The following is a 25,152-nucleotide window of genomic DNA, read 5'->3' as shown; positions in this document are numbered from 1 at the left end:
TTTCGCATGGGGCGGCTATCATACCCCGCTATTGCCCATTGTGCCGCATGGAGATCCTGATGCTCGCCTTCGCCCTCCCCTACACACTGCATGTCCTGGCCGCCCTGGTGTGGGTCGGCGGCATGTTCTTCGCCTGGCTGGTGCTACGCCCGGCAACGGTTGCAGCCCTCGAAGGGCCTGCCCGCCTGCGCTTGTGGGTGGAAGTTTTCCGACGCTTCTTCGTCTGGGTCTGGCTGGCAGTGGCGATTTTGGCGATCAGTGGTATCGGGATGTTGCACATGCGCTTCAGCGGTTTCGAGACGGCGCCGAAGTATGTGCACGTGATGATCGGTGGCGGGATCGCCATGTTTGCCTTGTTCATGCGTATTCAGGCGCTGCTGCTGCCGGAGTTGAAAGCCGCGGTGCTGGCCGAGGACTGGCCGACGGGCGCGGCGGCGCTGGGGCGGATTCGGCGGATGGTGGGCATCAACCTGCTGCTGGGCCTGGCCGTGGTTGTGGTGGCCAGTTCGCGACTGGTGCTTTGACAACGGTGGGAGCTGCCTCCCACACGGTTCAGAGCCGCTGCAGGATCAACTCCCCTGCAGCCCCGGCCAGGCCAGGCTGCCCCGGCTGGCCTGGTCGGCCATTGGCGCCGGCATCTGTGCTGTACACCAGGCAACCCTTGCTCGCGCCACCTTTGCCGGCTTTGCCTGCTGCCCCGGGCTTACCCGGGGCGCCGCCATCCAGGCGCACGACGATGCGCGCTTGCGGGAAGCCCTGTGGCAAGCTCAGGCGAATGCGACCGCCCGGGGCACCATCGTGCCCGTTGCCGCCATCATCGCCATTGGCACCGCGGCTGGCCTGGCCCCACGTGCACCCACCGGCCTGGCCGTTGCCACCATCGAGCCCCACGTAACCCGGTGCCCCTGCGCCGCCGCGGGCATCGATCGCTAGCCGCTCGGCATCCACTTCCGCCAGCTTCAGGTCCAGGCTGCGACCCGAGCGGGCTGCCCGCTGATAGCTACCCGCCGCCCCGGTGGCGCTGAACTCGCTGCCCTCGCCCAGCCGCGCGCTGCGCGCCTCGATCAGCAGCGGGCTATCGGCGGGGGCCACGACAATTCGCGCATCGCGGCCCAGCTCCAGCTGGTCAATCTTCAACTCTGTCAGCGTAGCCGGCAGCATCAGGGTCGCCGCATCAGCGACATGCAACTGGGTCAAGTGCACACTGGCCGACTTGTCGGGCAGGCGCAGCATGGAGTTAGCGGCAACCTCCAGGTTTTCGGCCTGGGCCAGGGGGGTGGCCAACATGGCCAGCAATATCAGATTACGCATTGCGCGGCGCCTCCTGCGCACGGGGAATGGACATGACATGGAAGATACCCGTCAACAGGATCTGCAAACGGTCGAACCAGCGGTGACTACGCCCGCGCAGGCTGCGATTGAAGAACAGTACCTCAAGCAGGTGCAGGCCCAGCAGGAAGATGCCGGACGCATTGATCAGCAGATTGAAGGGCAACGGCTGTGGCATCAGCTGATTGAACAACACCACGCCCCAGAAAGCGACCGTCAGGACCTTGCCCAGGCCCAGGATGAACTTCATACCCCGCCCCTATGAATTGTCGTTATGTCGGGACGGCCCGCGCGCGAGCCGTGCGACCCACATTAACTGCAAGGCCAAGACCGGCGCCAGCACCGCTTAGTTGAGGTGCAGCTCCACCCGTCGGTTGCGTGTGCGGCCCTCTTCGGTTTCATTGTCCGTGACCGGTTCACTTTCGCCGCGGCCCTGGCTGGTGACCTTGCCGGCCTCGAGACCCTGGCCGATCAGGTACTCGGCCACGCTGCTGGCGCGGCGTTCGGAAAGCGCCTGGTTGTAGCTGTCGGAACCGACGCTGTCGGTGTGGCCGACCACCCTGACCTTGGCCACCGTCGGTGAATTGAGTTTCGCCACCAGGTCCTGCAAACGCGCCTTGGCCGCCGGCGTCAGTTCGGCGGAGTCGAAGGCGAACATCACCGCGCCGTTGTCATCGAGGATGATCACTTCAGGCGAGGGTTCGGGAGCAGTGGCCGGCGGCGCTGCCGGGTATTCCTTCAACGGGCAACCCATGTGGTCGACCGGGGTGTTGGCAGGGGTGTCGGGGCAATGGTCGCGCCGATCGAAAATACCGTCGCCATCTTCATCACCGTCCTGGGCATAACAGATCAACCCGCCGGCGATCGCGCCCAGGGCACCGCCACCAGCCGCCCACGTAGAGCTTTCGATAGCGCCCAGGCCGCCACCGACAAGGCCGCCCAACAGGCTGCAGACGGGCCAGGTCCTTTGATTGAGCGGCGCGCTGCCATCGCTGTGCGTAGCGCACCCTGCGAGCAGGCTAACGGCCACCAGCAGCGGCAATGCCGCCTTTGACGTCACACGCATGCTAAATGCTCCTGTGTCATTGGCCACCAACGTCTGACCGGCATGCAGACGCACCCGTGCCACTGCTCAAGGCACGGGCGCATACCGATTTACCGCTGGATCTTGATCTCGGTACGACGGTTCATGGCCCGCCCATCGGCCGTGGCATTGTCTGCCACTGGCTGGGTTTCACCGGCACCCACCACCGAAATGAAGCTGCTGCGCGGCACACCGCTCTCGACCAGGTAATCGGTCACCGAATGGGCACGGCGCTCGGACAGTTTCTGGTTGTAGCTGTCGGAGCCGACGCTGTCGGTATGGCCGCTGACGCTCAGCCGGGCTGATGGCGCTTCCTGTTTCAGGCGCGTGGCAATGGTATTGAGGCGTTCCTTGTCGCTGGCGGTCAGGCGCGCAGAGTCAAACTCGAAGTGCACATCGCGGATGACGATGACCTCTTCCTTCTGCACCACCACTTCCTCGACCACTGGGGCTGGCGGCTCGGGCGGGCAGCCATTGGCATCGACCTGCACCCCGCGCGGGGTGCCAGGGCACTTGTCACGGCTGTCCGGCACGCCGTCGCCATCCTCGTCGCCATCGCCATGGGCCCAGCAGTAGCCCGCTGCCAGGCCACCGCCCAGCAACGCACCCCAGCCCGCCCAGCTGGAACTTTCGATAGCGCCCAGGGCGGCGCCGCCGACACCCCCGACGGCAGCACATTTCGGCCAGTCGGTTTTTTGCAAACCTGCACAACCAGTCAACACACTGGTGAGCAGTACCAGGGGTAACGCTGTGCGTACTATGCTCATTTGATTGCTTCTCCTAGGGGAATCGGCATATGGCCGATCTCTGGGAGTAAAGACCGCGCATTCCAATGCTGCCAGCAATAAGCCACGACGCGGTCACATGCCTCTTTGCCCACACGCTGCGGCCAGCTAGTCTTGGACGACTTGAACGAGGACAGGCAATGACCGACGGTTTTTCCCAACGCACCCCGCAGCAGGCCCTGGCGGCGCTGCTCGAGCGCTTCACCCCGCAACGCCTGCTGCTGGTGGGCACGCGCTTCCCGGCACTGGATGCCTTCGCCCAGGCGCACCCTCACGTGACTATCGCCACTGCCGCCCCCGGCCCACTACCAGCCGAGCTCGCTGCCCAGCGCTTCGACCTGGCGGTGCTGGTGGACTGCCTGGAGCACCTGCCCAAGCGCACCGGCCTGGAATTGCTCGGTGGCATTCGCAACCTCAATGCCAGCCGGGTTGCCGTATTGGCCGACCTGGCCGCTTGTGGGTGGCAGGACACCGACTTCTTCGCCCTGGCCTTGTCGGCCAGCGAGAAATTCAGGCGTGACCAGCAGGTCTTGAGCCTGTTCACCTATGATCTACATGACTACAAGCAGGTCCCGGACTGGCTCAATGCCAGGTTCTGGGCCAACCCTGAAAACTTCGGCAAGTACTGGTGGTGATGATGAGTGTCTCGGTCTGCCCGTGTGGCAGTGGCAACCTGCTCGACGCCTGCTGTGGGCATTACCATGCCGGCACCCCGGCGCCGGATGCCCAGGCGCTGATGCGTTCACGCTACAGTGCCTACGTACTGGGCCTGGTCGACTACTTGGTGGCCACCACGCTGCCCGCCCAGCAAGCCGACCTGGACCGCGTCGCCATGGCTGCCTGGAGTGCGCAGAGCACCTGGCTGGGCCTGGAGGTGGAAAGCGCGGAAGTACTGGGAGGCCAGCCGGAGCACGGTTTTGTCACCTTCACCGCACGCTGGCACGACCTGGACGGCGACCACCAGCACCGCGAGCGCTCGGCGTTCGTCCAGCACGCCGGGCGCTGGTACTTCATCGACCCCACGGTCGGGCTGAAGGCCGGGCGCAATGACCCCTGCCCCTGCGCCAGCGGGCAGAAGTTCAAGAAATGCTGTGCCAGTTACGTGGCGAACTGATCATGACGGCCCGCGCCCGCCTGCTGCTACTCGCTACGCTGATGGCATGCCTGGCCGGCTGTGCGAGCTGGGGCGGTGACGACTGGCGCGAACCTGAGGTACGCCTGGTCGAGGTCGAAACGGTCAAGGCCAGTTTGCTGCAGCAGGAGTTCGTGCTGCACCTGCAGGTCGACAACCCCAACGACAGCCGCCTGTTCATCCGCAGCCTGTCATATGCCGTACGGCTCAACGACCTGTTGCTGGTGCAGGACGAGACCAGCCTCTGGCGCAGCGTCGGCGGGCATGCCGGGCGAACCTTCAAGATCACCGCGCGAACCAACCTGTGGCAACACCTCAAGCCGCTGGCCAAGCTGCTCAGAAGCAAGCAACCGCTGCACTACACACTGCAGGGCGAACTGGCCACCGGGCTGCTCATCCACCGGGACCTGCACTTATCGCGCAGTGGTGAGATAATCCCCGGCGATCATATCCCGGAGTAACCCTGCAATGTCCCAACAACCTCACGTTCATGGCCCTGACTGCAACCACGACCATGACCATCATCACGACCACGGCCATGTCCACGGCCCGCACTGCAACCACGGTCACCAGGAACCGGTCCGCAACGCCCTGAAGGACGTTGGCCGTAACGACCCGTGCCCATGCGGCAGCGAGAAAAAATTCAAGAAGTGCCACGGGGCTTGATTAGCCGCCCATCGCGGTAGGCAACCATCCTGGCGCTGGCGCTGTACCTGTGGGGGCGGCTGCAGCCGCGATCACCGGCACAGCCGGTGCCATCTACCGCGCTGGATCCGTCGCGGACAAGCCCGCTGCCACATGAACCGTGCAGGCTTCAGGCACACCTGTACCTGCATGGAGCTACGCTGCGTTACGCCGGCTCGTCCCCAGCAGGTCCTGATACCACAGGCCGGCGTCATAGGCGATGGTCACCAGGGTGGTCTCGACATAGCGCGGATGCTGCGCCATGCGCTGGGCAACCGCCAGGCAGGCGGCGGCGGTGTTGCCGACGAAAATGCCGCTTTGCATGTAGAACCAGCGTTGCGCGGCCAGCATTTCGGCGTGCTGCACCTGGGCCCGCTCGTCCACCAGCGACCAGTCCATGAAAGGCGGGCAAACCCCCACCGCCATGCCCTCGAAGCGATGATCGGCGAACACACCCGCCCGCGAATCACAGCCGCTGGGGTCAACCAGCACCGTCGACACGTCAAAACCATGATCCTTCAACCCCAGGGTAATGCCGGTGAAACTGGCACCCGTACCTGCACAGCCGACAAACAGGATGTCCCGCCCCGCACCGGCATTGGTCAGTTGCACGGCCAGTTCGCTGGCGGTCTGATACCGATGGGCTTCGACCCCCACAGGGTTGTTGAACTGGTCGGTGTAGAAGTATGACTTGCCCAGCGCGGCCTGGTTTTCCAGGTGGTGCATCACCACGTCCTTGGGTGTTGCACCGGCCAGGAGCATTTCCTTGCCAATCAACCGGGCACCGAAGCACTCCAGCAAGTCACGCTTGGTCTGGCTGAAACTCAGCCCAACGGCCAGTTCGACCGCAACCTGATACTTGTGGCAAGCCGCCAGCAGGCCGAAGCCGAAACTGCCACCGGTCTTCTCGATGACGGTCGTCACCCCAGGGATGATGTCGCCATTGCGCACGGCATGCTCGATGATGCGCCGGGCCGCACGGTATTTGTGGCTGCCACCCGGGTTGTTCATTTCCAGCTTGGTATAGATGCGTTCACTGACGCTGATCAGCTCGCTCATTTGCGGCCACCTTCCATTGAAGCACGCAGGCAGGCCTTGTTCTGCAGCAGGCCGGCAGTGGCGATGAGCAGGCCGATGCACAAGACCATGCAAATGGCATTGGTGCCGTCCCAGCCGACCGTACTCAGCAACAGCGAAGGGCTGAAGGCGCCGATGGTGGCGAAAATGGCGATGGCCAGGTCGTTCTTGCCCTGCATCTGCATCGCTGCCGGGCTATTCTGCAGCGACTGCGCCAGCAAGGCACCGCCCCCCACATACGTCAGGTTCCAGCCGAGCCCGAGAGCAACCAGCGCCAGGGTCATCATGGCGTAGCTGTGCGACCAGATATTCAACGCCGAGCAACCGATCAACAGGGCCAAGCCTGCGCAGATTGTGGTCCTGATGCCTAGCCGCTGGATGATTGCACCGGTGAAGAACGACGGCGCAAACATGGCAATCACATGCCATTGGATCGCCAAACGCACGTCAGTGAAGTCCTGGTGCATGTGCTTCATGTGCATCGAGGCCTGGATCATCAGCAGGTTCATGATCCCGTAGCCCAGCGCAGCGACGGCCATTGCCACTAGAACGCTCGGGCTTGCCGGCTCGGCGCGGGCACTGGCCGATCTGACGGCGCTGTTGGCCGCATTGGCCGTGTGGGTATCGTTGGGCAAGCACAGGGCGATCAGCAGTGACAGCAGCGCCAGGCCGACAAACGCGGCGTAACACAACGAAAACAACGGATAGCCGCCCATGTCGCGCAGCCATTCGGTGAGCGTCGGCCCCACCACGGCAGCGATGACGCCGCCGGCCACGACCAGCGAAAGGGCCTTGGGTTTCAGGGCCTGGGCAAGGTTGTCTGTGGCTGCAAAGCGGTTGAAGTTGGCAAAAGCGATGTACACACCCAGCGCAGAATGGCTGAGTATCAAGGTTGCGAAGTGCTGGTGCTGCACCGCCAGAAAGCCGCTGACGCCTGACAGCGCCAGGGGAATCGCGCCGAGCATGAAGGCTTTCTTGCGACCAATGCGGCTCATCAACCCGGAAACCGGATAGGTTGCCAGCATCAGGCACAGAAACTGGAAGCCATAAGGCACCGTAGACCACGCGGCATCTGGCGCCAGCGCGGCACCGACGATGGCAGCCATGGTTACCGACATGACCGCCGTGGTCAGGTTGATCGACTGTGCGCTGAAATACAGGTAAGTGCGCCGCGGCAGGGTGCTGGTCATAGTGCATGCTCGTGATAGGTGGACAGGTCGATTTCGGCATCAGGGAACACGCAGATCAGCCGTTCCTTGCCTTTGCCCAGACGCTTGCGCCGAACGCTCAGCCGCCCGATGCGTCGAGGTGAATCCAGGTGCGTGCCACCGCACGGGATCTCGATGCCGTCGTAGGTCCACAAGCGGGCGTCCTCCAGCCCCTCGACCGCGTAGTGCTCGATGGGCGCGTTGCAACCGATCAGTTCATTCGCCCGCCGTTCTATCTCGACCACGTCCTCGGCCGTGAAGGCGTCCTCGACCAAAAAGTCGAAGCGGGCCGTGTCCTCCTTGATATGGCAGCCGATGGTCCACTGCTTCAGCTCCTCCCGCAGCCCGACGGCAGCGGCATACAGAAAGTGGCTGGCACTGTGCGAAAGCGTTAGACGTTCGCGCCGTTCAACGTCGATGGTGACGCGGGCCGGCATGCCGACCGTGACCTCATCCAGCAAATGCAGGTCGTCAGGGTGCAAGCTGTGAATAATGATGCCGCCCAGCTTTCCGCCCTTGAAACCTTCCAGGCGGATGGGGCTACCGTAGAGTTTTTTAACCCAGACAAATCGCACGGTACCCATGGGGAGTTCAATCGTGCCGAAGTCCGCCTCCTGGCCGCCACCTTCGGGATAAGCGACGGTACTTTGCAACTCGATGCCGTCACTGTGCACCCGGGTTACTTGCGTGTTGGCACCCGCCAGGTATTGATCCTTGTAATACAGTTTTTCGGTATTGCGCATAACTTCATAGTTCAGAGCGTTCATGATTCAAGTACCACCTGCAATGATGTTTTAACCTGCACCCGGGCAGCAGCAGGAACGTCTTTGGTCACAATGCAACCCGGCCCGATAAAGGCGCCGTCACCGACATGGATTGCACCCAGTACACTGGCGAAAGCGCCGATCTGCACGCGGTTGCCAAGCGTCGGATGCCTCGCGTTCGACGGGTTGTCGCTGATACCGCGAGCACCCAGGGTGACGCCGCCGAGCACGTAGCAATCGTCACCAATGGTCGAGGTCTCACCGATGACGGTGCCCATGCCGTGATCGATGATGAAGCGCGCGCCGATGCGGCTACGGAAGTGGATCTCCGCGCCAGAAAGCATTTTTCCGCGCCGTGAGATCATGGCGGCCAGGCATTGGCCGCCGGCGCCGTATGCAGCTGCGGTGTTGCTGTAGACCCAGTGGGCAAGCCGGTAATGCAACACAGCGGAATAAGAGGTATAGGTTCTGGCAATGAAGATCAGGTCACGGCCGGCGGCCGGGTCCTTCATGGCAAATGCCAGCAGGTCGGCATGCGCCTGCTCGGTCACGTCATCAATAATCGCTGTTGTTTTCAGCGCTTCGAATTCTTCAATTGAACAGCACTCCAATAACGCAGAGGTCACAAGGTTTTTTACAACTTTGTATGACTCCAGTTCATCAGGCACAGGAAGCCTGGCAATGACGGCTGATTGCATGTCCATAGGGGGCAGGGCTCGATATCCAGTTGTCTGGTTTGAACAGACGTTAAATGTGCTGCCTAGGCGGGCAGCTGAAAGTTCCGACAAGGGGATAGTGGCATGTACTGGCCACTTGCAAACGAACAGTCGACAAGCATTTCCGTTAACTGTTAGGCTTTTTTTTCTAACGGTTTCGGACCTGCCATGATCACCAGCAACCTTCATCTCCTGTTGAAACAACGCCTGGATGCGGGTGAATGGTTGCCTGGCCAGCGCATGCCCTCGATTCGCAAGCTGACGGCTGCCGTCGACTTCAGTTACCACGATGTGGTGTCGGCCTATGCCCAGCTGGTCAGCGAGGGTGTGTTGACGGCGTCACCCGGCCGCGGCTACTTCGTTGCCAACCGCAGCCGCCAAGCCAGCGTGATCCACGAACCCGAGTGCATGGCCGGCGACCCGCTGTTCCGCCTGCTGCAGGGTGGGCAGCACTACACCAAACTGGGCAGCGGCTGGCTGCCGCCCGCCTGGCGCGACACCGAGCTGCTGGCCAAGGCGATACGGCGCACCGCGCGGCTGGAACAAAGTTCGCTGGCCGAATATGGCGATATCCAGGGCTACCTGCCCATGCGCAAGCAGCTGTGCGTGCACATGAAACGGCTGACCCGCGTCGAAGCCCGCCCCAACCAGCTGCTGACCACGCTGGGCGCCACCCAAGGGCTGGACCTGGTCGCCCGGCTATTGATCAAGCCGGGCGACCATGTATTCGTCGATGAGCCGGGCAACGGCAACCTGATCAAGCTGATCCAGCTGGCGGGTGGTCACGTGGTCGGCATCCGACGGACCCAGGACGGGCCGGATGTGGATGAAATGCGCAGCTACCTGGCCACGCACAAGGTCAAGGCGTTTTTCTGCAACAGCACCTTCCACAACCCGACCGGCAGCAACATCAGCCCACACATTGCCTTCAGCGTGCTACGCCTGGCGGTGGAGCACGAGTTCTACGTGGTCGAGGACGATGTGTATGGCGACTTCAGCCCGGCCGTGCGCCAGACCTTCGCCGAACTGGACAACCTGGACCGAGTCATTTACGTGGGCAGTTTCTCCAAATGCCTGTCGGCCTCACTGCGCGTAGGCTTCATTGCCTGCTCGCAAGACCTGATCGAACCGCTGACGCGGCTGAAGCTGCTGACCTGTGTCGCCGTGCCGGCGTTCTGCGAACGCTTCGTCAACACCATATTGTCGGATGGCACTTATGCCCGGCACATGAAGGACGTGCAGCAGCGCCTGATTCGCCAGCAAGTGCAAACCCAACGCCTGTTGCTCGAGCGCGGCTGGCAGTTCGAAATTGCCCCGCAAGGGGGTATGTTCCTGTGGGTCTACCACCCAGACCTGCCCGACCTGCAACCTTTCATGCGCAAACTGGAACAGCACAAGATCCTGCTGATGCCCGGTTCTGCATTTGCTGTCACCCGGGACTACCGGCGCTACGCACGTATCAATTGCACACATTTTTCGGACGCCCTGGCCGATCACTTCGACGTTTGATCCGCCGCCGGCAAATAAACCGACCCAGGACCTTGCATGGCGCCTGCGCGCTAACTACCTTTAGCGCCTTTCCAAACCAGCCTCGCCTTGCAGGAGCCCTTGCCATGGCCGCCCCCGCCTTTCCACCCTTCCGCCCGCGGTTCGCAACCGCTGCCACGCTGCTCGGCATGCTCGGGCTGGCCGGCTGCCAGACGGGCGGCTACCAGAACAGCGTGCCACCGACCAGTGGTGTGCAGCCGCTCAAGGGCCTGGCGCAGAATGTTTCGGTGCGGCGCAATGCCATGGGCGCGCCGCTGATCGAAAGCAGCAGCTTTCATGACGCGCTGTTCAGCCTGGGCTATGTACATGCCGGCGATCGCATCGAGCAGATGGTCGCCATGCGCCTGCTGGCCCAAGGCCGCTTGGCTGAACTGGCCGGCAGCGAAGCACTGGACATCGACCGCCTGATGCGCGCCGCCAACCTCAAGCAGAGCGCCGCCCAGCAATATGCCGACGCGTCGCCACGGCTCAAGCGCTTGTTTGAAGTGTATGCGCGCGGGGTCAACGCCTACCTGTTCCGCTACCGCGACAAATTGCCTGCCGAACTGGCCAGCACTGGCTATCGCCCGGAATACTGGAAGCCCGAGGACTCCGCGCTGATCTTCTGCCTGTACGCGTTCAGCCAGTCAGTCAACCTGCAGGAAGAGCTCAGCGCCCTGACCTTGGCGCAGAAGGTCGGCAGCGACAAGCTGGCCTGGCTGCTGCCCGGTGCCCCGGACGAGCCGTTGGCGCACAGCGAAATGGACAAGCTCAAGGGGCTGAACCTTGCCAGCCAGTTGCCGGGGCTGCCAGCCCTGGCGGCCACCAGCCAGAAACTGGCCGATCTCGACCTGCTCGGCAGCCCAGGCTCCGCCAACCTGGCCCTGGGCCCGCAGCGCAGCCGCAGCGGCAAAAGCCTACTGGCCAGCGACAGCCGCGCGGCCTGGGCCCTGAGCCCGGTGCAAATCCATACCAGCAAATATCAGGTTGCCGGGCTGTCGCTGCCTGGCCTGCCCATCGTGCTGGCCGGTTACAACGGCAAGCTGGCCTGGAGCAGCAGCGCGGTCATGGCCGACAACCAGGACTTGTTCCTGGAGCAGTTGCGTCGCCAGGGCAGCCAGCTGAACTATCTGGCCGACGGCAAATGGCTGCCCGCCCGCCCCCGTAGCGAAACCTTCTTCGTCCGCGGCCAACGGCCGCTGCGCGAGGTCATGTACGACACCCGTCACGGCACCCTGCTGGCTCAGCCAGACAACGCCAGCCTGGGCCTGGCGTTGAACCTGCCGCAGTTCAAGGCCGACCGCAGTCTGGATGCGCTGTTCAACCTGACCCGGGCCAGCAACGTCGAGCGGGCGTTCGACAGCACCCGTGAAGTGACTGCCGCGGCGCTAAACTTCGTATTCGCCGAACCCGAGCACATCGGCTGGCAAGTCAGTGGCCGCTACCCGAACCGCCGTGAAGGCCAGGGCCTGCTACCCTCGCCAGGTTGGGACGGGCGCTACGATTGGGACGGCTACGCCGACCCGATGCTGCACCCGTATGACCAGGACCCGAGCGCGGGCTGGATCGGCCACGCCAACCAGCGCAGTCAGCCGCGTGGCTATGGCATGCAGCTGTCCAATACCTGGTACTACCCTGAGCGCGCCGAACGCCTGGCCCAGCTGGCAGGCAACGGTCGCCACGACAGCCGCAGCCTGATGGCCCTGCAGAACGACCAGGTGACCTTGCTGGCTGACAAACTCAAGCAGATGTTCGACGCCCCCGGCATGGCCCTGCCACTGAAGCAGGCGATCGACGCCCTGCCTCCCGCCCAGCGCGACAAGGCCCGTGAGGCACTGACCCGGCTCAAGGCTTTCGATGGCCGCCTGAGCCCGGTGTCGGCGGATGCCGCGTTGTACGAACTGTTCCTTCAGGAAGTGGCGCGGCAGACCTTCCTCGACGACCTCGGACCGGAGTCTGGCCCGGCCTGGCAAGCCCTTGTCAGCAATGCACGGCTGTCATTCTCGGCACAGGCCGATCACCTGTTGGGCCGTGATGACAGCCCGTTCTGGGATGATCGCAACACCGCGCAGAAAGAAGACAAGCCCACCATCCTCGCCCGCAGCCTGGCGGGCGCGGTGGACGCCGGCACCGCGCAACTGGGGGCCGACCGCCGGGCCTGGCAGTGGGGCCAGCTGCACCAGTATCGCTGGCCGGCACCGGCCTACCATGGCCTGGGCGACGCCCTGAGCCGCTCGCCGCTGGCCGCAGGCGGCGACTTCAGCACCCTGGCCCTCACCCCATACGCCTGGGGCAGCGACTTCGATACCCGTCTGCCGGCCTCGGCGCGGATGATCGTCGACTTCAGTCAGGCCGAACCGCTGCAGGTGCTGACCAGCAGCGGCCAGTCCGGCAACCCGGCCAGCGCGCACCACGGCGACGGGCTGGATGCCTGGTTCAAAGGGCGTTTCATGAGCCTGCCACTGCAGCAGCAGAATTTCGGGCGGGCGTATGGCAACCAGCGTTTGACCTTGGTGCCGGGGCGGTAAGGCATATGTAACGGGGGAGGCAGGGAAACGCCCGGCCGGATATTGGCAGCGCCCGGAGCCTGCCAACCCCAACCCGTCCGAACTTCCCGTCTCAACCATGGCTCCTAACTGGTAACTCAACCGGTGCAAAACGCCCATGGACCTCGTAATTGCTCGCCCCGAAGGCCTGTACTGCCCGCCTGGGGATTTCTATATCGACCCCTGGCGGCCCGTGGACCGAGCCGTGATCACTCATGGCCACGGCGACCACGCACGCACCGGCAATGGCCATTATCTGACCGCCAGCCCCGGGGCCGGTATCCTGCGCAGCCGCCTGGGCCAGGACATCGATCTGCAGACCCTGCCCTACGGCCAGCGCCTGCTACACCATGGCGTGACACTGAGCCTGCATCCGGCCGGGCATGTGCTGGGCTCGGCGCAAGTGCGCCTGGAGTATCAAGGCGAAGTCTGGGTCGCCTCAGGCGACTACAAAGTCGAGCCCGATGGCACCTGCACGCCTTTCGAACCTGTGCCGTGCCATACCTTCATCACCGAATCGACCTTCGGCCTGCCGATCTACCGCTGGCCGAGCCAGGCCGAGATCTTCGCCGGCATCAATACCTGGTGGCGGGCCAATAGCGAGCAGGGCAAGGCCAGCGTGTTGTTCTGCTATGCCTTCGGCAAGGCCCAGCGGATTCTGCACGGGCTGGACGCCAGTATCGGCCCGATACTGGTGCATGGTGCCGTCGAGCCCCTCAACCGGGTCTACCGCGAGGCTGGTGTCCGGCTACCGGAAACCCGCTATGCCGGCGACATCCCACGCAACGACCCACTGCTGCGCCAGGCATTGGTCCTGGCCCCGCCATCAGCCGGAGGCAGCAGCTGGATGCGCCGTTTTGGTGACTACAGCGATGCGTTCGCCAGCGGCTGGATGCTGTTGCGTGGGACACGCCGACGCCGGGGCGTAGACCGCGGTTTCGTGCTTTCCGACCATGCCGACTGGCCAGGCCTGCTCTGGGCCATCGGCCAGACCGGCGCAGAACGGGTTATGGTCACCCACGGCTCGGTCAACGTGCTGGTGCGCTACCTCAACGAGCAAGGCCTGGATGCCCGTGCCTTCGTCACCGAATATGGTAACGAGGACGACGCACCGGACACTGGGCTTTCGCCATGAAAGCCTTCGCCATGCTGTACCTGCGCCTGGACGCGACCACCTCCAGCAACGCCAAGCTCGAGGCTCTGCGCGACTACTTCGCGGCAGCGCCCGCCGAAGATGCTGCCTGGGCCGTGTACTTCCTGGCCGGCGGGCGCCCTCGCCAACTGGTGCCCACGCGTCTTCTGCGCGAACTGGCCACGGCCTTGGCCGGCTTGCCTGACTGGCTGTTCGAAGAAAGCTACCAAGCCGTCGGCGACCTGGCAGAGACCATTTCGCTGCTGCTACCGCAGCATGCCCAAGGCAGCGACGAAGGCTTGGCGACCTGGGTTGAACAACACTTGCTGCCCTTGCGTGGACTGCCGCCTGAACAGGTCCGGCAGCGCCTGCCACCGCTGTGGGCGCAACTCGAACGCCCCACCCTGATGCTTTGCCTGAAACTGATCACCGGCAGTTTTCGCGTGGGCGTGTCCAAGTTGCTGGTTACCCGCGCGCTGGCGCAATTGGCCGGGCTGGATGCCAAACGCGTGGCCCAGCGCCTGGTCGGCTACACCGATATCAGCCATCGCCCTACGGCCGCCAGCTATCAAAAGCTGATTGCTGCTGAATCCGCCGATGAACACAGCCAGCGTGGTGGCCAGCCCTATCCATTCTTCCTCGCCCATCCGCTGCAAGTCCCAGTCGAGCAGTTCGATGCCTTCCTCGGGCCGCCGAGTGCCTGGCAAATCGAGTGGAAGTGGGACGGTATTCGCGCCCAGGTGGTCAAGCGCGATGGCCAAATCTGGATCTGGTCACGCGGCGAGGAACTGGTGACCGACCGTTTCCCCGAACTGCACAGCCTGGCGCAGACGCTACCGGACGGCGTGGTGCTCGACGGGGAGATTCTGGTCTGGAAGCCGGGAAATGGAGATGAACTGGCCGTACAGCCGTTTGCCTTGCTGCAGCAGCGCATCGGGCGCAAAACGCTGGGCAAGAAGCTGCTGAACGATGCGCCTGTCGTGCTGCAGGCCTACGACCTGCTGGAGTGGCAAGGCGAAGACTGGCGCAGCCGAGCGCAACACGAACGGCGCAGCCAACTGCAACGGCTGGTCGATGAACACCCGCTTGCACCGGTGCTGCTGTCGCCGCTGCTTGAAGGCCAGGACTGGGCCGACCTTGCCCGACAGCGCGAGCTTTCGCGCAGCCTGGGCGTCGAGGGCCTGATGCTCAAGCAGCGCGAAGCCCTTTACGGAGTGGGCCGGACCAAGGACATGGGCACCTGGTGGAAGTGGAAGATCGACCCGTTCAGCATCGATGCCGTGCTGATCTATGCCCAGCGCGGGCACGGCCGTCGGGCCAGCCTGTACAGCGACTACACCTTCGCTGTCTGGGACGCGCCAGCCGGCTCGCCGGGGCGGGCACTGGTGCCGTTTGCCAAGGCCTATTCCGGGCTCAGTGATGAAGAAATGCGCAAGGTCGACGCCATCATTCGCAAGACCACGGTGGAAACCTTTGGCCCTGTACGCAGCGTGACGCCCACGCTGGTGTTCGAGCTGGGCTTCGAAGGCATCGCCCTGTCCCGCCGGCACAAAAGCGGCATCGCCGTACGCTTTCCGCGCATGCTGCGCTGGCGCCTGGACAAGCCGGTGGATGAAGCGGATGACCTGGCGACGCTGCAGGGGCTGCTGGCCTGACCCCCGGTCCGGACCGTGCTGGCTGGTGCGCGGTAGCCAGGTAAACACCGATGGAGGCGCAAGGCCGGAAACTGTGCTTCTATCTGAATGCCGACCCGTGTCGCAGACCGTTTTCGCCACGCAGCCAGGACCACCATGCACCATTCAACCCACGACCTGCTCTCGCCCGTTCCGGGCATCACCCGTCAACTGCACAGTTTCCACTTCGGCCCCCGCGGTGGCGGCAAGGTGTATATCCAGGCCTCGCTGCACGCCGACGAGCTGCCGGGCATGCTGGTGGCCTGGCACCTGAAGCGCCACTTGGCAGAACTGGAGCAACAGGGTCACCTGCAGCGCGAGATCATCCTGGTACCGGTAGCCAACCCGGTCGGCCTGGAGCAGGTGTTGCTGGACGCACCACTGGGGCGGTTCGAACTGCAAAGCGGCGAAAACTTCAACCGCAACTTCGTCGACCTGTCGGACAGCATCGGCGACCAGATCGAAGGGCACCTGACCCAGGACCCGGCACACAACGTCGCGCTGATCCGCGAATTCCTGCGCAGGGGGTTGGACGCGCACCCTGCTCGCACCCCTCTGCAGGCCCAGCGCCTGATCCTGCAACGGCTGGCCTGTGACGCCGACATGGTGCTGGACCTGCACTGCGACTTCGAGGCGGTCGAGCACCTGTACACCACGCCAGACGCTTGGCCGCAGATCGAGCCGCTGGCCCGCTACCTGGGCGCCCAGGCCAGCCTGCTGGCGACCGACTCGGGCGGGCAGTCGTTCGATGAATGCTTCAGCCTGGTCTGGTGGCAGTTGCAGCAACGCTTTGGCAAGCGCTTCCCGATGCCGCTGGGTTGCTGCTCGGTAACCGTCGAGTTGCGTGGCCAAGCGGACGTAAGCCATGACCTGGCCAGCAAGGACTGCCGCGCGATCCTCGACTTCCTCACCCATGCAGGCGTTATCGAGGGCACTTGCGCGGCCCTGCCCGCCTTACCCCGCCCGGCTACACCGCTGGCAGCAGTGGAACCGGTGGCGACACCACTGGGCGGGTTGCTGGTGTATCACGCCAAACCCGGCCAACACCTGGAAGCCGGCCATTTGATAGCCGAAGTCATCGACCCGCTCAATGACCGGGTCACCGCCATACGCAATAGCCAGCCCGGCCTTCTGTATGCCCGCAGCGCACGGCGCATGGCAACGGCCGGTATGGTCATCGCCCATGTGGCCGGCGAGCAGGTGTGCCGTAGCGGCTACCTGCTGGGCAATTGATCCGGTAAAACCATTGCCGCCAACGGGAGGTCTGTAGAAGCACAGCCTTCGAAGGACCACCCGCCACATGCCCTCCACCCCCGACCTCGCCAATGCCTGGTTCGCCAAACGTGGCTGGAAGCCATTCGCATTCCAGCGTCGGGTATGGGCGGCGCTGGAGCGCGGCGAGTCCGGCCTGCTCCACGCCAGTACCGGCGCCGGCAAGACCTACGCGGTATGGCTCGGTGCGCTACGTGCATTCAAGGCTCCAGCCCAGGGTCGCCAGCCGGCGCCGTTGCAAGTGGTATGGGTTACCCCCATGCGCGCACTGGCCGCAGACACCGCACGCGCTTTGCAGGCGCCGCTGGAGGAGCTGGAGCTGCCCTGGAGCGTTGGCGTGCGCAGCGGTGACACCGGGAGTGCAGAGCGCGCCCGGCAAAGCCGGCGACTGCCAAGCGTGTTGGTCACCACCCCCGAGAGCCTGACCTTGCTGTTGACCCGAGCCCAGGCCCGTGAGGACTTCGCCACGCTGCGCCTGGTAGTGGTGGACGAATGGCACGAACTGCTTGGCAACAAACGGGGCGTGCAACTGCAACTGGCCCTTGCCCACCTGCGCCAATGGCTACCTGGGCTGACGACCTGGGGCCTCTCGGCCACCCTCGGTAACCTGCAGCACGCGCTGGATGTGCTGCTGCCGCAAGGCGGCCAGCTGGTACAGGGGCGACAAGACAAGGCATTGCAGGTCGACACCCTACTGCCGACGGCGATAGAACGCTTCCCCTGGGCCGGCCATATGGGGCTGAAGATGCTTGCCCAGGTCAGCCAGGAAATCGATGCCAGTACCAGTTGCCTGGTATTTACCAATACCCGAGCCCAGGCCGAGCTGTGGTACCAGGCCCTGCTTGAAGCCCGCCCGGACTGGGCCGGCCTGATTGCCCTGCACCATGCCTCGCTGGCCCGCGATACTCGCGATTGGGTCGAGCGCAGCCTCAAGCAAGGCAACCTGAAAGCAGTGGTCTGCACCTCCAGCCTGGACCTGGGCGTGGACTTCCTGCCAGTGGAGCGGGTGCTGCAGATCGGCTCAGCCAAAGGCATTGCGCGGCTGATGCAACGGGCGGGGCGCTCGGGGCACGCGCCTGGGCGGCGCTCGCGGGTCACGCTGGTGCCTACCCACAGCCTGGAACTGGTCGAGGCGGCGGCGGCCCGGCAGGCCCTGGCCGCCGGGCACATCGAAGCCCGCTTCTCACCGCGCCTGTGCATGGACGTGCTGGTGCAGCACGTGGTCAGCATGGCGCTGGGCAGTGGCTTTCACCCCGAGCAACTACTGGCCGAAGTGCGCAGCACGTGGGCTTTTGCCGGGTTGCGCGACAGCCAGTGGCAGTGGGCACTGGATTTTGTCTGCCACGGCGGCAGTTCACTTACCGCCTACCCCGACTACCAGCGCGTTGAGCGCCATGCCGACGGGGTGTATCGAGTGGCCAGCGAACGCCTCGCTCGTCGCCACCGCATGGGCATCGGTACCATCGTCAGCGATGCCAACCTGCAACTGAAATTCTGGAGCAAGGGCGGTGGCGGCAAGACCTTGGGCAGTGTCGAAGAAGCGTTCATCGCCCGCCTGCGGCCCGGCGATACGCTGGTGTTTGCCGGGCGGGTACTGGAACTGGTACGCGTTGAGAACATGACCGCCTATGTGCGTCGCAGCACCGCGCGCAAGGCTGCGGTAGCCCGTTGGAACGGTGGGCGCATGCCGCTCTCGAGCGAACTGGCCGATGCGCTGGTCGAACAGCTCGACGCGGCTGCCCATGAACGCTTCGACGGCCCGGAGATGCGCGCAGTGCGCCCATTGCTGGCACTGCAGGCGCAATGGTCAGCGCTGCCCACAACCGGGACGCTGTTGGCCGAAACCTTCAAGTCCCGCCAGGGCTGGCACTTGTTCCTGTATCCGTTCGCCGGGCGCATGGCCAACCTGGGCCTGGCCAACCTGATTGCCTGGCGGGTCAGCCGCACCCAGCCACTGTCGGTTTCGATCGCTGTCAATGACTATGGGTTCGAACTGCTCAGCCCGGGGAATGTGGACTGGGCTACGCATCTGCCCCAGGCACTGAGCACCGAGCAGCTGCTGGAGGATGTGCTGGCCAGCCTGAATGCGGGGGAGATGGCGCTACGGCGCTTTCGCGAAATTGCCCAGATTGCTGGGCTGGTGTTTGGCGGATACCCGGCCGCGCAAAAAAGCACCCGGCAGATCCAGGCGTCCAGCGGGTTGTTCTACGAAGTGTTTCGCAAACATGATGCGGGTAACCTGCTGCTTGGCCAGGCCCGGGATGAGGTATTGAGTGAAGAACTGGAGATTGAACGGTTGCACCGGCAGTTGCTGAAAATGAATGGGTTGCGGTTGGACCTGCAGGCACTGAAGCGGCCAGGGCCGCTGGCGTTCGCCTTGTTGGTGGAGGGAATGCGCGAAACTTTGAGTACCGAAAAACTGGCGGACCGGATTGCGCGGATGGTTGCGGAGCTGGAGCACGCGGCAGGCGCGGGACAATGAACCATCAGGCCATCGAGCACTGCGGCCAGCTTCTATGGCTGCTCCCGGACAAGTCCATTTACTGGCCAGCACAGCGCGCCCTGTTGGTTGCCGATGTGCATATCGGCAAGGCCGCCAGCTATCGCGCGTTGCATCAACCTGTGCCACGCGGCACCACGGAGGCGAATTTCGCCCGCCTGGACGCCTTGCTGGAGGCCTATGACTGCGAATCACTGATCGTGCTAGGCGACTTTCTGCATGCGCGCACAGCCCGGGCACCCGCAACGCTAGCGCGCCTGCATGCCTGGCGAGAACGGCATCAGGACCTGAAAATCGTGCTAATTCGCGGCAATCATGATCGCAACGCCGGCGATCCTCCTGCTTCGCTGAATATCGAGGTGCAGGACGAGCCGTGGATTCTGGGCCCCTTTGCGCTGCAACATGAACCCAAGGCCCACCCGACACACCCGGTACTGGCAGGCCACGTGCACCCGGTCTTCGTCTTGCGCGGCAAGGCCCGTCAACGCCTGCGCTTGCCGTGCTTCCTGATCGATGCGCAGGTCAGCCTGCTACCGGCATTCGGTGAATTCACAGGTGGCTGGGAGGTCACTCCTGCCGGCACCAGCCAGGTTTACCTGGCCGGCGCCGGCCGCGTCTGGCCGCTGTAGCGGCGCTCAGGCCACCGGTGCTGGAGGTGGCTCGTCTGGCAAGGTCGGTTCGCCGGGCTCCATGGGGGGAGATTCACCAGGCTCCGCAGGTTGCGGGGTATCGGGATCAGGCTGGTGAGGCACGCCCCCCGCCTGCATCGGCAGCGGGTGCGCCAGCAGTGACCAGGGCAACAACCCGACGTGATTGGGCTGCAGGCCTGCCAGCTTGGCACTGATTGCGGGGTGGAGTTTCATTGGCTGCTCCTGACGAGAGCCGCTACACATCATGCGCAGCAGCATTATCAGGTTGGAGTGCCAAAGGCGCGGGTAATTCCCCGCGCTTGTCGGCTCAGGTACGCGGCAGGGTGACGCCGCGCTGGCCCTGGTATTTGCCACCACGGTCCTTGTACGACACTTCGCATTCTTCGTCGGACTGCAGGAACAGCATCTGTGCCACACCTTCGTTGGCGTAGATCTTCGCCGGCAGCGTGGTGGTGTTGGAGAACTCCAGCGTCACGTGGCCTTCCCACTCGGGCTCGAGCGGGGTGACGTTGACGATGATGCCGCAGCGGGCGTAGGTGCTCTTGCCCAAGCAGATGGTCAGCACGTCACGCGGGATGCGGAAGTACTCGACGGTGCGGGCCAGGGCGAACGAGTTTGGCGGAATGATGCACACGTCGCTCTTGATGTCGACAAAGCTGCCGGCATCGAAGTTTTTCGGGTCGACGGTGGCGGAATTGATGTTGGTGAACACCTTGAATTCGTCTGCGCAGCGCACGTCGTAGCCGTAGCTGGAAACGCCGAAGGAGATGACCCGGCTGTCCTGCTCGCCGCGCACCTGGCGCTCGACGAACGGCTCGATCATGCCGTGTTCCTGCGCCATGCGGCGAATCCACTTGTCCGATTTGATGCTCATGGCGGGGGTGTCCTGAAGAGTTGCGTGGTGAAAATCGTGACGCGCATCTTACCGGTCCCGGCGCCCAGGTTAAAGTTCCCTGCCGCATCCCGCGCCGGGCGGGGGTTGTAGCCGCCGTCGATCCGAATTTGCGTAAAGCGCCTTCAGACCATTGGCAGGTTGCGGAAAGTGGGGTAAGGTGACGCCACTGTGCTGCACGTGACACCGAGAATCTCTAGTTTGATGCACGATCCTGATCGGCCCATCGCTGAATTTTCTGCTCTCTTTGCGCTCAGTCCCGGGCAGGGTTTTTCCTGACCGTTATCAAATTGTCCAAGGAGACAGAAAAATGTCCAACCGTCAATCCGGTGTTGTTAAGTGGTTCAACGATGAGAAAGGCTACGGCTTCATCACCCCTCAGTCGGGCGACGACCTGTTCGTGCACTTCAAAGCCATCCAAGCTGACGGCTTCAAAACCCTGAAAGAAGGCCAGGCTGTTACTTTCGTCGCTACCCGCGGCCAGAAAGGCATGCAGGCTGAAGAAGTTCAGATCGCCTAAGTCGATCTCGCTTCCTAGCTTTCAAAAAACCCGCCTTCTGGCGGGTTTTTTTATGCCTGTGAAAGGCCCTGCATGCAAAGCCGCTCCCATAGCACAAAACATGACTGACTCATTTCGCCGGGCCCCTGTGGGAGCGGGACCGCGAACACCGGCAAAGCCGGTGCCCAAGCGGCTGGCCAATCTCCCACAGGAAATGCGTCAGTCTTCGGTGATGGTAATGCTCGGCATGGCCGGCGCCGCAGCTTCCTGCAGCACGATCCGCGCCCCCACCTGGCGGGCCAGCTCCTGGTAAACCATGGCGATCTGGCTTTCCGGTTCGGCAACCGCCGTCGGCTTGCCGCTGTCAGCCTGCTCGCGAATCAGCATCGACAATGGCAGCGACGCCAGCAGGTCGACACCATACTGACTGGCCAGCTTCTCGCCACCACCTTCGCCGAAGAGGTGCTCGGCATGGCCGCAGTTCGAACAAATGTGCACGGCCATGTTTTCGACCACGCCCAGCACCGGGATGTTGACCTTGCGGAACATTTCCACGCCCTTCTTGGCATCCAGCAAGGCCAGGTCCTGCGGCGTGGTCACGATCACCGAACCGGCGACCGGTACCTTCTGCGCCAGGGTCAGCTGGATGTCACCGGTACCTGGCGGCATGTCGATCACCAGGTAATCCAGGTCGTCCCAGGCAGTCTGGGTGACCAACTGCAGCAGCGCGCCCGAAACCATGGGCCCACGCCAGACCATCGGCGTATTGTCGTCAGTGAGGAATGCCATGGACATGACTTCTACACCATGGGCCTTGATCGGCACGAACCACTTTTGCTCACGGATCTGTGGCCGGGTGCCTTCAGCGATACCGAACATCACGCCCTGACTTGGGCCGTAGATGTCGGCATCGAGAATACCCACCCGTGCACCTTCGCGGGCGAGGGCCAAGGCCAGGTTGGCCGCGGTGGTCGACTTGCCCACCCCGCCCTTGCCCGAAGCCACGGCGATAATGTTCTTGACGTTGGCCATGGCCGGCACCTGGGCCTGAGCCTTGTGCGCAGCCACTACGCAGTCGATCGACACCTCGGCGCCGCTGACGCCCTCCAGGTTGCCGATGGCAGTCTGCAGTACCTGCGCCCAGCCGTTCTTGAACAGCCCTGCGGCATACCCCAACTGCAACTGCACGCGGACCTGCCCGCCCTGGATATCGATGGCGCGCACGCAACCGGCGCTGACCGGGTCCTGGTTCAGGTAGGGGTCGGTGTACTGGCGAAGCACGCCTTCGACGGCGGCACGGGTGACGGCACTCATGGAGACTCCCATTGGCAAACTGAATGTAAAACAGGCGCCTATCCTAACCCGTCAATCGTCAGCAGATGCGCTTGCGGGGTGAAATATCTTCGCCAGCCCTTTATAGTGGCCGATCACCCTCATTTTTACCCCGAGCCAGATAAGTAGCCGAGCCACCATGTCCGAGCCACGTCAGATTCTCGTTACCAGCGCCCTGCCCTATGCCAATGGATCGATCCATCTCGGCCATATGCTGGAGTACATCCAGACGGACATGTGGGTGCGCTTCCAGAAACTGCGCGGCAACCAGTGCATCTATGTCTGCGCCGACGACGCCCACGGTTCGGCCATCATGCTGCGCGCCGAAAAGGAAGGCATCACCCCGGAGCAACTGATCGCCAATGTCCAGGCCGAGCACAGCAGCGACTTCGCCGACTTCCTGGTGGACTTCGACAATTTCCACTCCACCCACAGTGAAGAAAACCGCGAGCTGTCCAGCCTGATCTACTCGCGCCTGCGTGATGCCGGCCACATCGCTACCCGTTCGGTGACGCAGTATTTCGACCCGGAAAAGGGCATGTTCCTCGCTGACCGCTTCATCAAGGGCACTTGCCCCAAGTGTGCGGCCGAAGACCAGTACGGCGACAACTGCGAAAAGTGCGGCGCCACCTACGCGCCAACCGAGCTGAAGAACCCCAAGTCGGCGATCTCCGGTGCCACCCCGGTACTGCGCGACTCCCAGCACTTCTTCTTCAAGTTGCCAGACTTCCAGGCCATGCTGCAGCAATGGACCCGTAGCGGCACCCTGCAGGACGCGGTCGCCAACAAGCTGGCCGAATGGCTGGACTCCGGCCTGCAGGAATGGGACATTTCCCGCGATGCACCGTACTTCGGCTTTGAAATCCCGGGCGAGCCAGGCAAGTACTTCTACGTGTGGCTGGATGCACCGATCGGCTACATGGCCAGCTTCAAGAACCTTTGCGCCCGCCGCCCGGAGCTGGACTTCGACGCGTTCTGGAATCAAGACTCGAAGGCCGAGCTGTATCACTTCATCGGCAAGGACATCGTCAACTTCCACGCCCTGTTCTGGCCAGCCATGCTCGAAGGGGCCGGCTTCCGCAAGCCGACCGCAGTCAACGTGCACGGCTACCTGACCGTCAACGGCGCCAAGATGTCCAAGTCGCGCGGCACCTTCATCAAGGCCCGCACCTACCTCGACCACCTGCAGCCGGAATACCTGCGCTACTACTACGCAGCCAAGCTGGGTCGCGGCGTCGATGACCTCGACCTGAACCTTGAAGACTTCGTGCAGAAGGTCAACTCCGACCTGGTTGGCAAGGTGGTCAACATCGCCAGCCGCTGCGCCGGCTTCATCCACAAGGGCAACGACGGTGTCATGGTCAGCGGTGATGCTGCCCCTGAGCTGACCGAGGCCTTCCTGGCAGCGGCCCCGTCCATCGCCGAAGCTTACGAAGGCCGCGACTTTGGCCGTGCCATGCGCGAGATCATGGCGCTGGCCGACCGTGCCAACGCATGGATCGCCGACAAAGCGCCCTGGTCGTTGGCCAAGCAGGAAGGCAAGCAGGATGAAGTGCAGGCCATCTGCGCCCAGGGCATCAACCTGTTCCGCCAGCTGGTGATCTTCCTCAAGCCAGTGTTGCCCCTGCTGGCTGCCGACGCCGAAGCTTTCCTCAACGTGGCCCCGCTGACCTGGAACGACCACTTGTCGCGCCTGGAAAACCACCCGTTGAACCCGTTCAAGGCGCTGATGAGCCGCATCGAGCCGGCCAAGGTGGAAGCCATGGTCGCGGCCAGCAAGGAAGACCTGCTGGCAGCCGAAGCCAAAGCCCCGGCAGGCAACGGCGAGCTGACCAAGGACCCGCTGTCCGCAGAAATCGAGTTCGACACCTTCGCCGCCGTCGACCTGCGCGTAGCGCTGATCGTCAAGGCCGAGGCCGTGCCGGGTGCCGACAAACTGCTGCAACTGACCCTGGACATTGGTGACGAGCGCCGCAACGTCTTCTCCGGCATCAAGTCGGCTTACCCTGAACCGTCCAAGCTGGAAGGTCGCCTGACCATGATGGTAGCTAACCTCAAACCACGCAAAATGCGCTTTGGCGTGTCCGAAGGCATGGTCATGGCGGCGGGCCCTGGCGGCGAAGAAATCTACCTGCTCAGCCCAGACAGCGGCGCCAAGCCAGGGCAGCGCATCAAGTAAGCAACCTTGCCGAGGGCTGCTTCGCAGCCCATCGCAACGCAACGCCGTTCCTGCCGGGTGCAAGCGCACACCTGTGGGGGCGGCATTGTGTTGAGACAGGGCCGCAAAGCGACCCCAAGGCTCCCGCGCCAATCACCGGACCATCCCCCCGATTCCCGGCTATCGTTTTCT

25 protein-coding genes are annotated in these 25,152 nt (G+C 63.6%); 14 read left to right on the top strand and 11 right to left on the bottom strand.

Annotated elements, in window-relative coordinates; all coding sequences use genetic code 11:
- The first annotated feature begins 59 nt into the window (after positions 1 to 59).
- Positions 60 to 524, top strand: coding sequence for a CopD family protein (locus tag DMX11_RS01795; protein WP_110742840.1), 465 nt, complete (start codon positions 60 to 62; stop codon positions 522 to 524).
- Positions 525 to 552: 28 nt separating this feature from the next.
- On the opposite strand, the gene DMX11_RS01790 is transcribed toward DMX11_RS01795, so the two are convergent.
- The 4 genes from DMX11_RS01790 to DMX11_RS01775 all read right to left on the bottom strand — a co-directional run bounded on the left by DMX11_RS01790 (position 553) and on the right by DMX11_RS01775 (position 3,180).
- On the bottom strand, positions 553 to 1,311 hold the full coding sequence (locus tag DMX11_RS01790) for a collagen-like protein (protein ID WP_110742839.1): 759 nt from the start codon (positions 1,309 to 1,311) through the stop codon (positions 553 to 555).
- On the bottom strand, positions 1,304 to 1,579 hold the full coding sequence (locus tag DMX11_RS01785; RefSeq protein WP_110742837.1) for a DUF1145 domain-containing protein: 276 nt from the start codon (positions 1,577 to 1,579) through the stop codon (positions 1,304 to 1,306). The genes DMX11_RS01790 and DMX11_RS01785 overlap by 8 nt, the downstream gene beginning before the upstream one ends.
- 96 nt (positions 1,580 to 1,675) lie before the next feature.
- A complete protein-coding gene (locus DMX11_RS01780; protein ID WP_110742835.1) occupies positions 1,676 to 2,395 on the bottom strand; it encodes an OmpA family protein in 720 nt (239 codons plus the stop codon).
- An 89-nt stretch (positions 2,396 to 2,484) separates the two neighbouring features.
- On the bottom strand, positions 2,485 to 3,180 hold the full coding sequence (locus DMX11_RS01775) for an OmpA family protein (RefSeq protein ID WP_110742834.1): 696 nt from the start codon (positions 3,178 to 3,180) through the stop codon (positions 2,485 to 2,487).
- A 158-nt stretch (positions 3,181 to 3,338) separates the two neighbouring features.
- Between DMX11_RS01775 and DMX11_RS01770 the strand changes: the two genes are divergently transcribed.
- From DMX11_RS01770 to DMX11_RS01755, 4 genes are read left to right on the top strand one after another with little or no spacing between them, the layout of a single operon-like run.
- Positions 3,339 to 3,833, top strand: a complete 495-nt coding sequence (locus tag DMX11_RS01770) for a DUF6231 family protein (RefSeq protein WP_110742833.1) — start codon at positions 3,339 to 3,341, stop codon at positions 3,831 to 3,833.
- A 2-nt stretch (positions 3,834 to 3,835) separates the two neighbouring features.
- On the top strand, positions 3,836 to 4,312 hold the full coding sequence (locus DMX11_RS01765) for a YchJ family protein (RefSeq protein ID WP_110742831.1): 477 nt from the start codon (positions 3,836 to 3,838) through the stop codon (positions 4,310 to 4,312).
- Between the two features lie 2 nt (positions 4,313 to 4,314).
- Positions 4,315 to 4,791 (top strand): LEA type 2 family protein, encoded by a 477-nt coding sequence (locus DMX11_RS01760; protein WP_110742906.1) that lies wholly within the window; start codon positions 4,315 to 4,317, stop codon positions 4,789 to 4,791.
- 7 nt (positions 4,792 to 4,798) lie between these two features.
- On the top strand, positions 4,799 to 4,996 hold the full coding sequence (locus tag DMX11_RS01755) for an SEC-C metal-binding domain-containing protein (RefSeq protein ID WP_009684590.1): 198 nt from the start codon (positions 4,799 to 4,801) through the stop codon (positions 4,994 to 4,996).
- 174 nt (positions 4,997 to 5,170) lie between these two features.
- On the opposite strand, the gene DMX11_RS01750 is transcribed toward DMX11_RS01755, so the two are convergent.
- From DMX11_RS01750 to DMX11_RS01735, 4 genes are read right to left on the bottom strand one after another with little or no spacing between them, the layout of a single operon-like run.
- Positions 5,171 to 6,073: a pyridoxal-phosphate dependent enzyme gene (locus tag DMX11_RS01750; RefSeq protein ID WP_110742829.1), complete on the bottom strand. Its 903-nt coding sequence runs from the start codon at positions 6,071 to 6,073 to the stop codon at positions 5,171 to 5,173.
- Positions 6,070 to 7,281, bottom strand: a complete 1,212-nt coding sequence (locus DMX11_RS01745) for an MFS transporter (RefSeq protein ID WP_110742828.1) — start codon at positions 7,279 to 7,281, stop codon at positions 6,070 to 6,072. Before DMX11_RS01745 ends, DMX11_RS01750 begins: the two co-directional genes overlap by 4 nt.
- A complete protein-coding gene (locus DMX11_RS01740) occupies positions 7,278 to 8,066 on the bottom strand; it encodes an alanyl-tRNA editing protein (RefSeq protein ID WP_110742827.1) in 789 nt (262 codons plus the stop codon). The genes DMX11_RS01745 and DMX11_RS01740 overlap by 4 nt, the downstream gene beginning before the upstream one ends.
- Positions 8,063 to 8,767, bottom strand: a complete 705-nt coding sequence (locus tag DMX11_RS01735) for a serine O-acetyltransferase (protein WP_110742826.1) — start codon at positions 8,765 to 8,767, stop codon at positions 8,063 to 8,065. The genes DMX11_RS01740 and DMX11_RS01735 overlap by 4 nt, the downstream gene beginning before the upstream one ends.
- A 180-nt stretch (positions 8,768 to 8,947) precedes the next feature.
- Between DMX11_RS01735 and DMX11_RS01730 the strand changes: the two genes are divergently transcribed.
- From DMX11_RS01730 to pdeM, 7 genes are all read left to right on the top strand, one after another.
- The gene (locus tag DMX11_RS01730; protein ID WP_110742825.1) at positions 8,948 to 10,288 is read left to right on the top strand and encodes a PLP-dependent aminotransferase family protein; all 1,341 of its coding nucleotides are present in this window, start codon (positions 8,948 to 8,950) and stop codon (positions 10,286 to 10,288) included.
- A 104-nt stretch (positions 10,289 to 10,392) separates the two neighbouring features.
- Complete coding sequence (locus DMX11_RS01725; protein ID WP_110742823.1) at positions 10,393 to 12,834, top strand: penicillin acylase family protein; 2,442 nt, start codon at positions 10,393 to 10,395, stop codon at positions 12,832 to 12,834.
- A 136-nt stretch (positions 12,835 to 12,970) separates the two neighbouring features.
- Complete coding sequence (locus DMX11_RS01720) at positions 12,971 to 13,987, top strand: ligase-associated DNA damage response exonuclease (RefSeq protein ID WP_110742821.1); 1,017 nt, start codon at positions 12,971 to 12,973, stop codon at positions 13,985 to 13,987.
- The gene (locus tag DMX11_RS01715) at positions 13,984 to 15,639 is read left to right on the top strand and encodes an ATP-dependent DNA ligase (protein WP_110742819.1); all 1,656 of its coding nucleotides are present in this window, start codon (positions 13,984 to 13,986) and stop codon (positions 15,637 to 15,639) included. The genes DMX11_RS01720 and DMX11_RS01715 overlap by 4 nt, the downstream gene beginning before the upstream one ends.
- Positions 15,640 to 15,774: 135 nt before the next feature.
- Entirely contained in the window at positions 15,775 to 16,890 is a 1,116-nt protein-coding gene (locus DMX11_RS01710) for a succinylglutamate desuccinylase/aspartoacylase family protein (RefSeq protein WP_110742817.1), read from the top strand.
- Between the two features lie 67 nt (positions 16,891 to 16,957).
- Positions 16,958 to 19,411 (top strand): ligase-associated DNA damage response DEXH box helicase, encoded by a 2,454-nt coding sequence (locus DMX11_RS01705; RefSeq protein WP_110742815.1) that lies wholly within the window; start codon positions 16,958 to 16,960, stop codon positions 19,409 to 19,411.
- Entirely contained in the window at positions 19,408 to 20,058 is a 651-nt protein-coding gene (pdeM, locus tag DMX11_RS01700; RefSeq protein WP_110742814.1) for a ligase-associated DNA damage response endonuclease PdeM, read from the top strand. Before DMX11_RS01705 ends, pdeM begins: the two co-directional genes overlap by 4 nt.
- Before the next feature lie 6 nt (positions 20,059 to 20,064).
- On the opposite strand, the gene DMX11_RS01695 is transcribed toward pdeM, so the two are convergent.
- Positions 20,065 to 20,292 carry a hypothetical protein gene (locus tag DMX11_RS01695; protein WP_110742812.1) on the bottom strand — a complete coding sequence of 76 codons (228 nt, stop codon included), beginning with the start codon at positions 20,290 to 20,292 and terminating at the stop codon, positions 20,065 to 20,067.
- Positions 20,293 to 20,386: 94 nt separating this feature from the next.
- Positions 20,387 to 20,953: a dCTP deaminase gene (gene dcd, locus DMX11_RS01690; protein WP_003258001.1), complete on the bottom strand. Its 567-nt coding sequence runs from the start codon at positions 20,951 to 20,953 to the stop codon at positions 20,387 to 20,389.
- Positions 20,954 to 21,281: 328 nt separating this feature from the next.
- Here dcd and DMX11_RS01685 point away from each other — a divergent pair, with 328 nt between their 5' ends.
- The gene (locus tag DMX11_RS01685) at positions 21,282 to 21,491 is read left to right on the top strand and encodes a cold-shock protein (protein ID WP_003254922.1); all 210 of its coding nucleotides are present in this window, start codon (positions 21,282 to 21,284) and stop codon (positions 21,489 to 21,491) included.
- Positions 21,492 to 21,689: 198 nt separating this feature from the next.
- On the opposite strand, the gene apbC is transcribed toward DMX11_RS01685, so the two are convergent.
- Entirely contained in the window at positions 21,690 to 22,784 is a 1,095-nt protein-coding gene (gene apbC / locus DMX11_RS01680; protein WP_110742810.1) for an iron-sulfur cluster carrier protein ApbC, read from the bottom strand.
- Between the two features lie 157 nt (positions 22,785 to 22,941).
- Here apbC and metG point away from each other — a divergent pair, with 157 nt between their 5' ends.
- On the top strand, positions 22,942 to 24,981 hold the full coding sequence (gene metG / locus DMX11_RS01675; RefSeq protein ID WP_110742808.1) for a methionine--tRNA ligase: 2,040 nt from the start codon (positions 22,942 to 22,944) through the stop codon (positions 24,979 to 24,981).
- Positions 24,982 to 25,152: the final 171 nt, after the last annotated feature.

The sequence above is a fragment of the Pseudomonas sp. LB-090624 genome (assembly GCF_003205205.1).
Classification (GTDB): domain Bacteria; phylum Pseudomonadota; class Gammaproteobacteria; order Pseudomonadales; family Pseudomonadaceae; genus Aquipseudomonas.
Note: the sequence above shows the minus strand (reverse complement) of the source record. Positions and strands in the feature narration are given on the sequence as shown.

Bases quoted from the DNA above. Each gene is read 5' to 3' on its own strand.
- DMX11_RS01795 (WP_110742840.1), top strand. From the start codon at position 60: ATGCTCGCCTTCGCCCTCCCCTACACACTGCATGTCCTGGCCGCCCTG.
- DMX11_RS01790 (WP_110742839.1), bottom strand. From the start codon at position 1,311: ATGCGTAATCTGATATTGCTGGCCATGTTGGCCACCCCCCTGGCCCAG.
- DMX11_RS01785 (WP_110742837.1), bottom strand. From the start codon at position 1,579: ATGAAGTTCATCCTGGGCCTGGGCAAGGTCCTGACGGTCGCTTTCTGG.
- DMX11_RS01780 (WP_110742835.1), bottom strand. From the start codon at position 2,395: ATGCGTGTGACGTCAAAGGCGGCATTGCCGCTGCTGGTGGCCGTTAGC.
- DMX11_RS01775 (WP_110742834.1), bottom strand. From the start codon at position 3,180: ATGAGCATAGTACGCACAGCGTTACCCCTGGTACTGCTCACCAGTGTG.
- DMX11_RS01770 (WP_110742833.1), top strand. From the start codon at position 3,339: ATGACCGACGGTTTTTCCCAACGCACCCCGCAGCAGGCCCTGGCGGCG.
- DMX11_RS01765 (WP_110742831.1), top strand. From the start codon at position 3,836: ATGAGTGTCTCGGTCTGCCCGTGTGGCAGTGGCAACCTGCTCGACGCC.
- DMX11_RS01760 (WP_110742906.1), top strand. From the start codon at position 4,315: ATGACGGCCCGCGCCCGCCTGCTGCTACTCGCTACGCTGATGGCATGC.
- DMX11_RS01755 (WP_009684590.1), top strand. From the start codon at position 4,799: ATGTCCCAACAACCTCACGTTCATGGCCCTGACTGCAACCACGACCAT.
- DMX11_RS01750 (WP_110742829.1), bottom strand. From the start codon at position 6,073: ATGAGCGAGCTGATCAGCGTCAGTGAACGCATCTATACCAAGCTGGAA.
- DMX11_RS01745 (WP_110742828.1), bottom strand. From the start codon at position 7,281: ATGACCAGCACCCTGCCGCGGCGCACTTACCTGTATTTCAGCGCACAG.
- DMX11_RS01740 (WP_110742827.1), bottom strand. From the start codon at position 8,066: ATGAACGCTCTGAACTATGAAGTTATGCGCAATACCGAAAAACTGTAT.
- DMX11_RS01735 (WP_110742826.1), bottom strand. From the start codon at position 8,767: ATGGACATGCAATCAGCCGTCATTGCCAGGCTTCCTGTGCCTGATGAA.
- DMX11_RS01730 (WP_110742825.1), top strand. From the start codon at position 8,948: ATGATCACCAGCAACCTTCATCTCCTGTTGAAACAACGCCTGGATGCG.
- DMX11_RS01725 (WP_110742823.1), top strand. From the start codon at position 10,393: ATGGCCGCCCCCGCCTTTCCACCCTTCCGCCCGCGGTTCGCAACCGCT.
- DMX11_RS01720 (WP_110742821.1), top strand. From the start codon at position 12,971: ATGGACCTCGTAATTGCTCGCCCCGAAGGCCTGTACTGCCCGCCTGGG.
- DMX11_RS01715 (WP_110742819.1), top strand. From the start codon at position 13,984: ATGAAAGCCTTCGCCATGCTGTACCTGCGCCTGGACGCGACCACCTCC.
- DMX11_RS01710 (WP_110742817.1), top strand. From the start codon at position 15,775: ATGCACCATTCAACCCACGACCTGCTCTCGCCCGTTCCGGGCATCACC.
- DMX11_RS01705 (WP_110742815.1), top strand. From the start codon at position 16,958: ATGCCCTCCACCCCCGACCTCGCCAATGCCTGGTTCGCCAAACGTGGC.
- pdeM (WP_110742814.1), top strand. From the start codon at position 19,408: ATGAACCATCAGGCCATCGAGCACTGCGGCCAGCTTCTATGGCTGCTC.
- DMX11_RS01695 (WP_110742812.1), bottom strand. From the start codon at position 20,292: ATGAAACTCCACCCCGCAATCAGTGCCAAGCTGGCAGGCCTGCAGCCC.
- dcd (WP_003258001.1), bottom strand. From the start codon at position 20,953: ATGAGCATCAAATCGGACAAGTGGATTCGCCGCATGGCGCAGGAACAC.
- DMX11_RS01685 (WP_003254922.1), top strand. From the start codon at position 21,282: ATGTCCAACCGTCAATCCGGTGTTGTTAAGTGGTTCAACGATGAGAAA.
- apbC (WP_110742810.1), bottom strand. From the start codon at position 22,784: ATGAGTGCCGTCACCCGTGCCGCCGTCGAAGGCGTGCTTCGCCAGTAC.
- metG (WP_110742808.1), top strand. From the start codon at position 22,942: ATGTCCGAGCCACGTCAGATTCTCGTTACCAGCGCCCTGCCCTATGCC.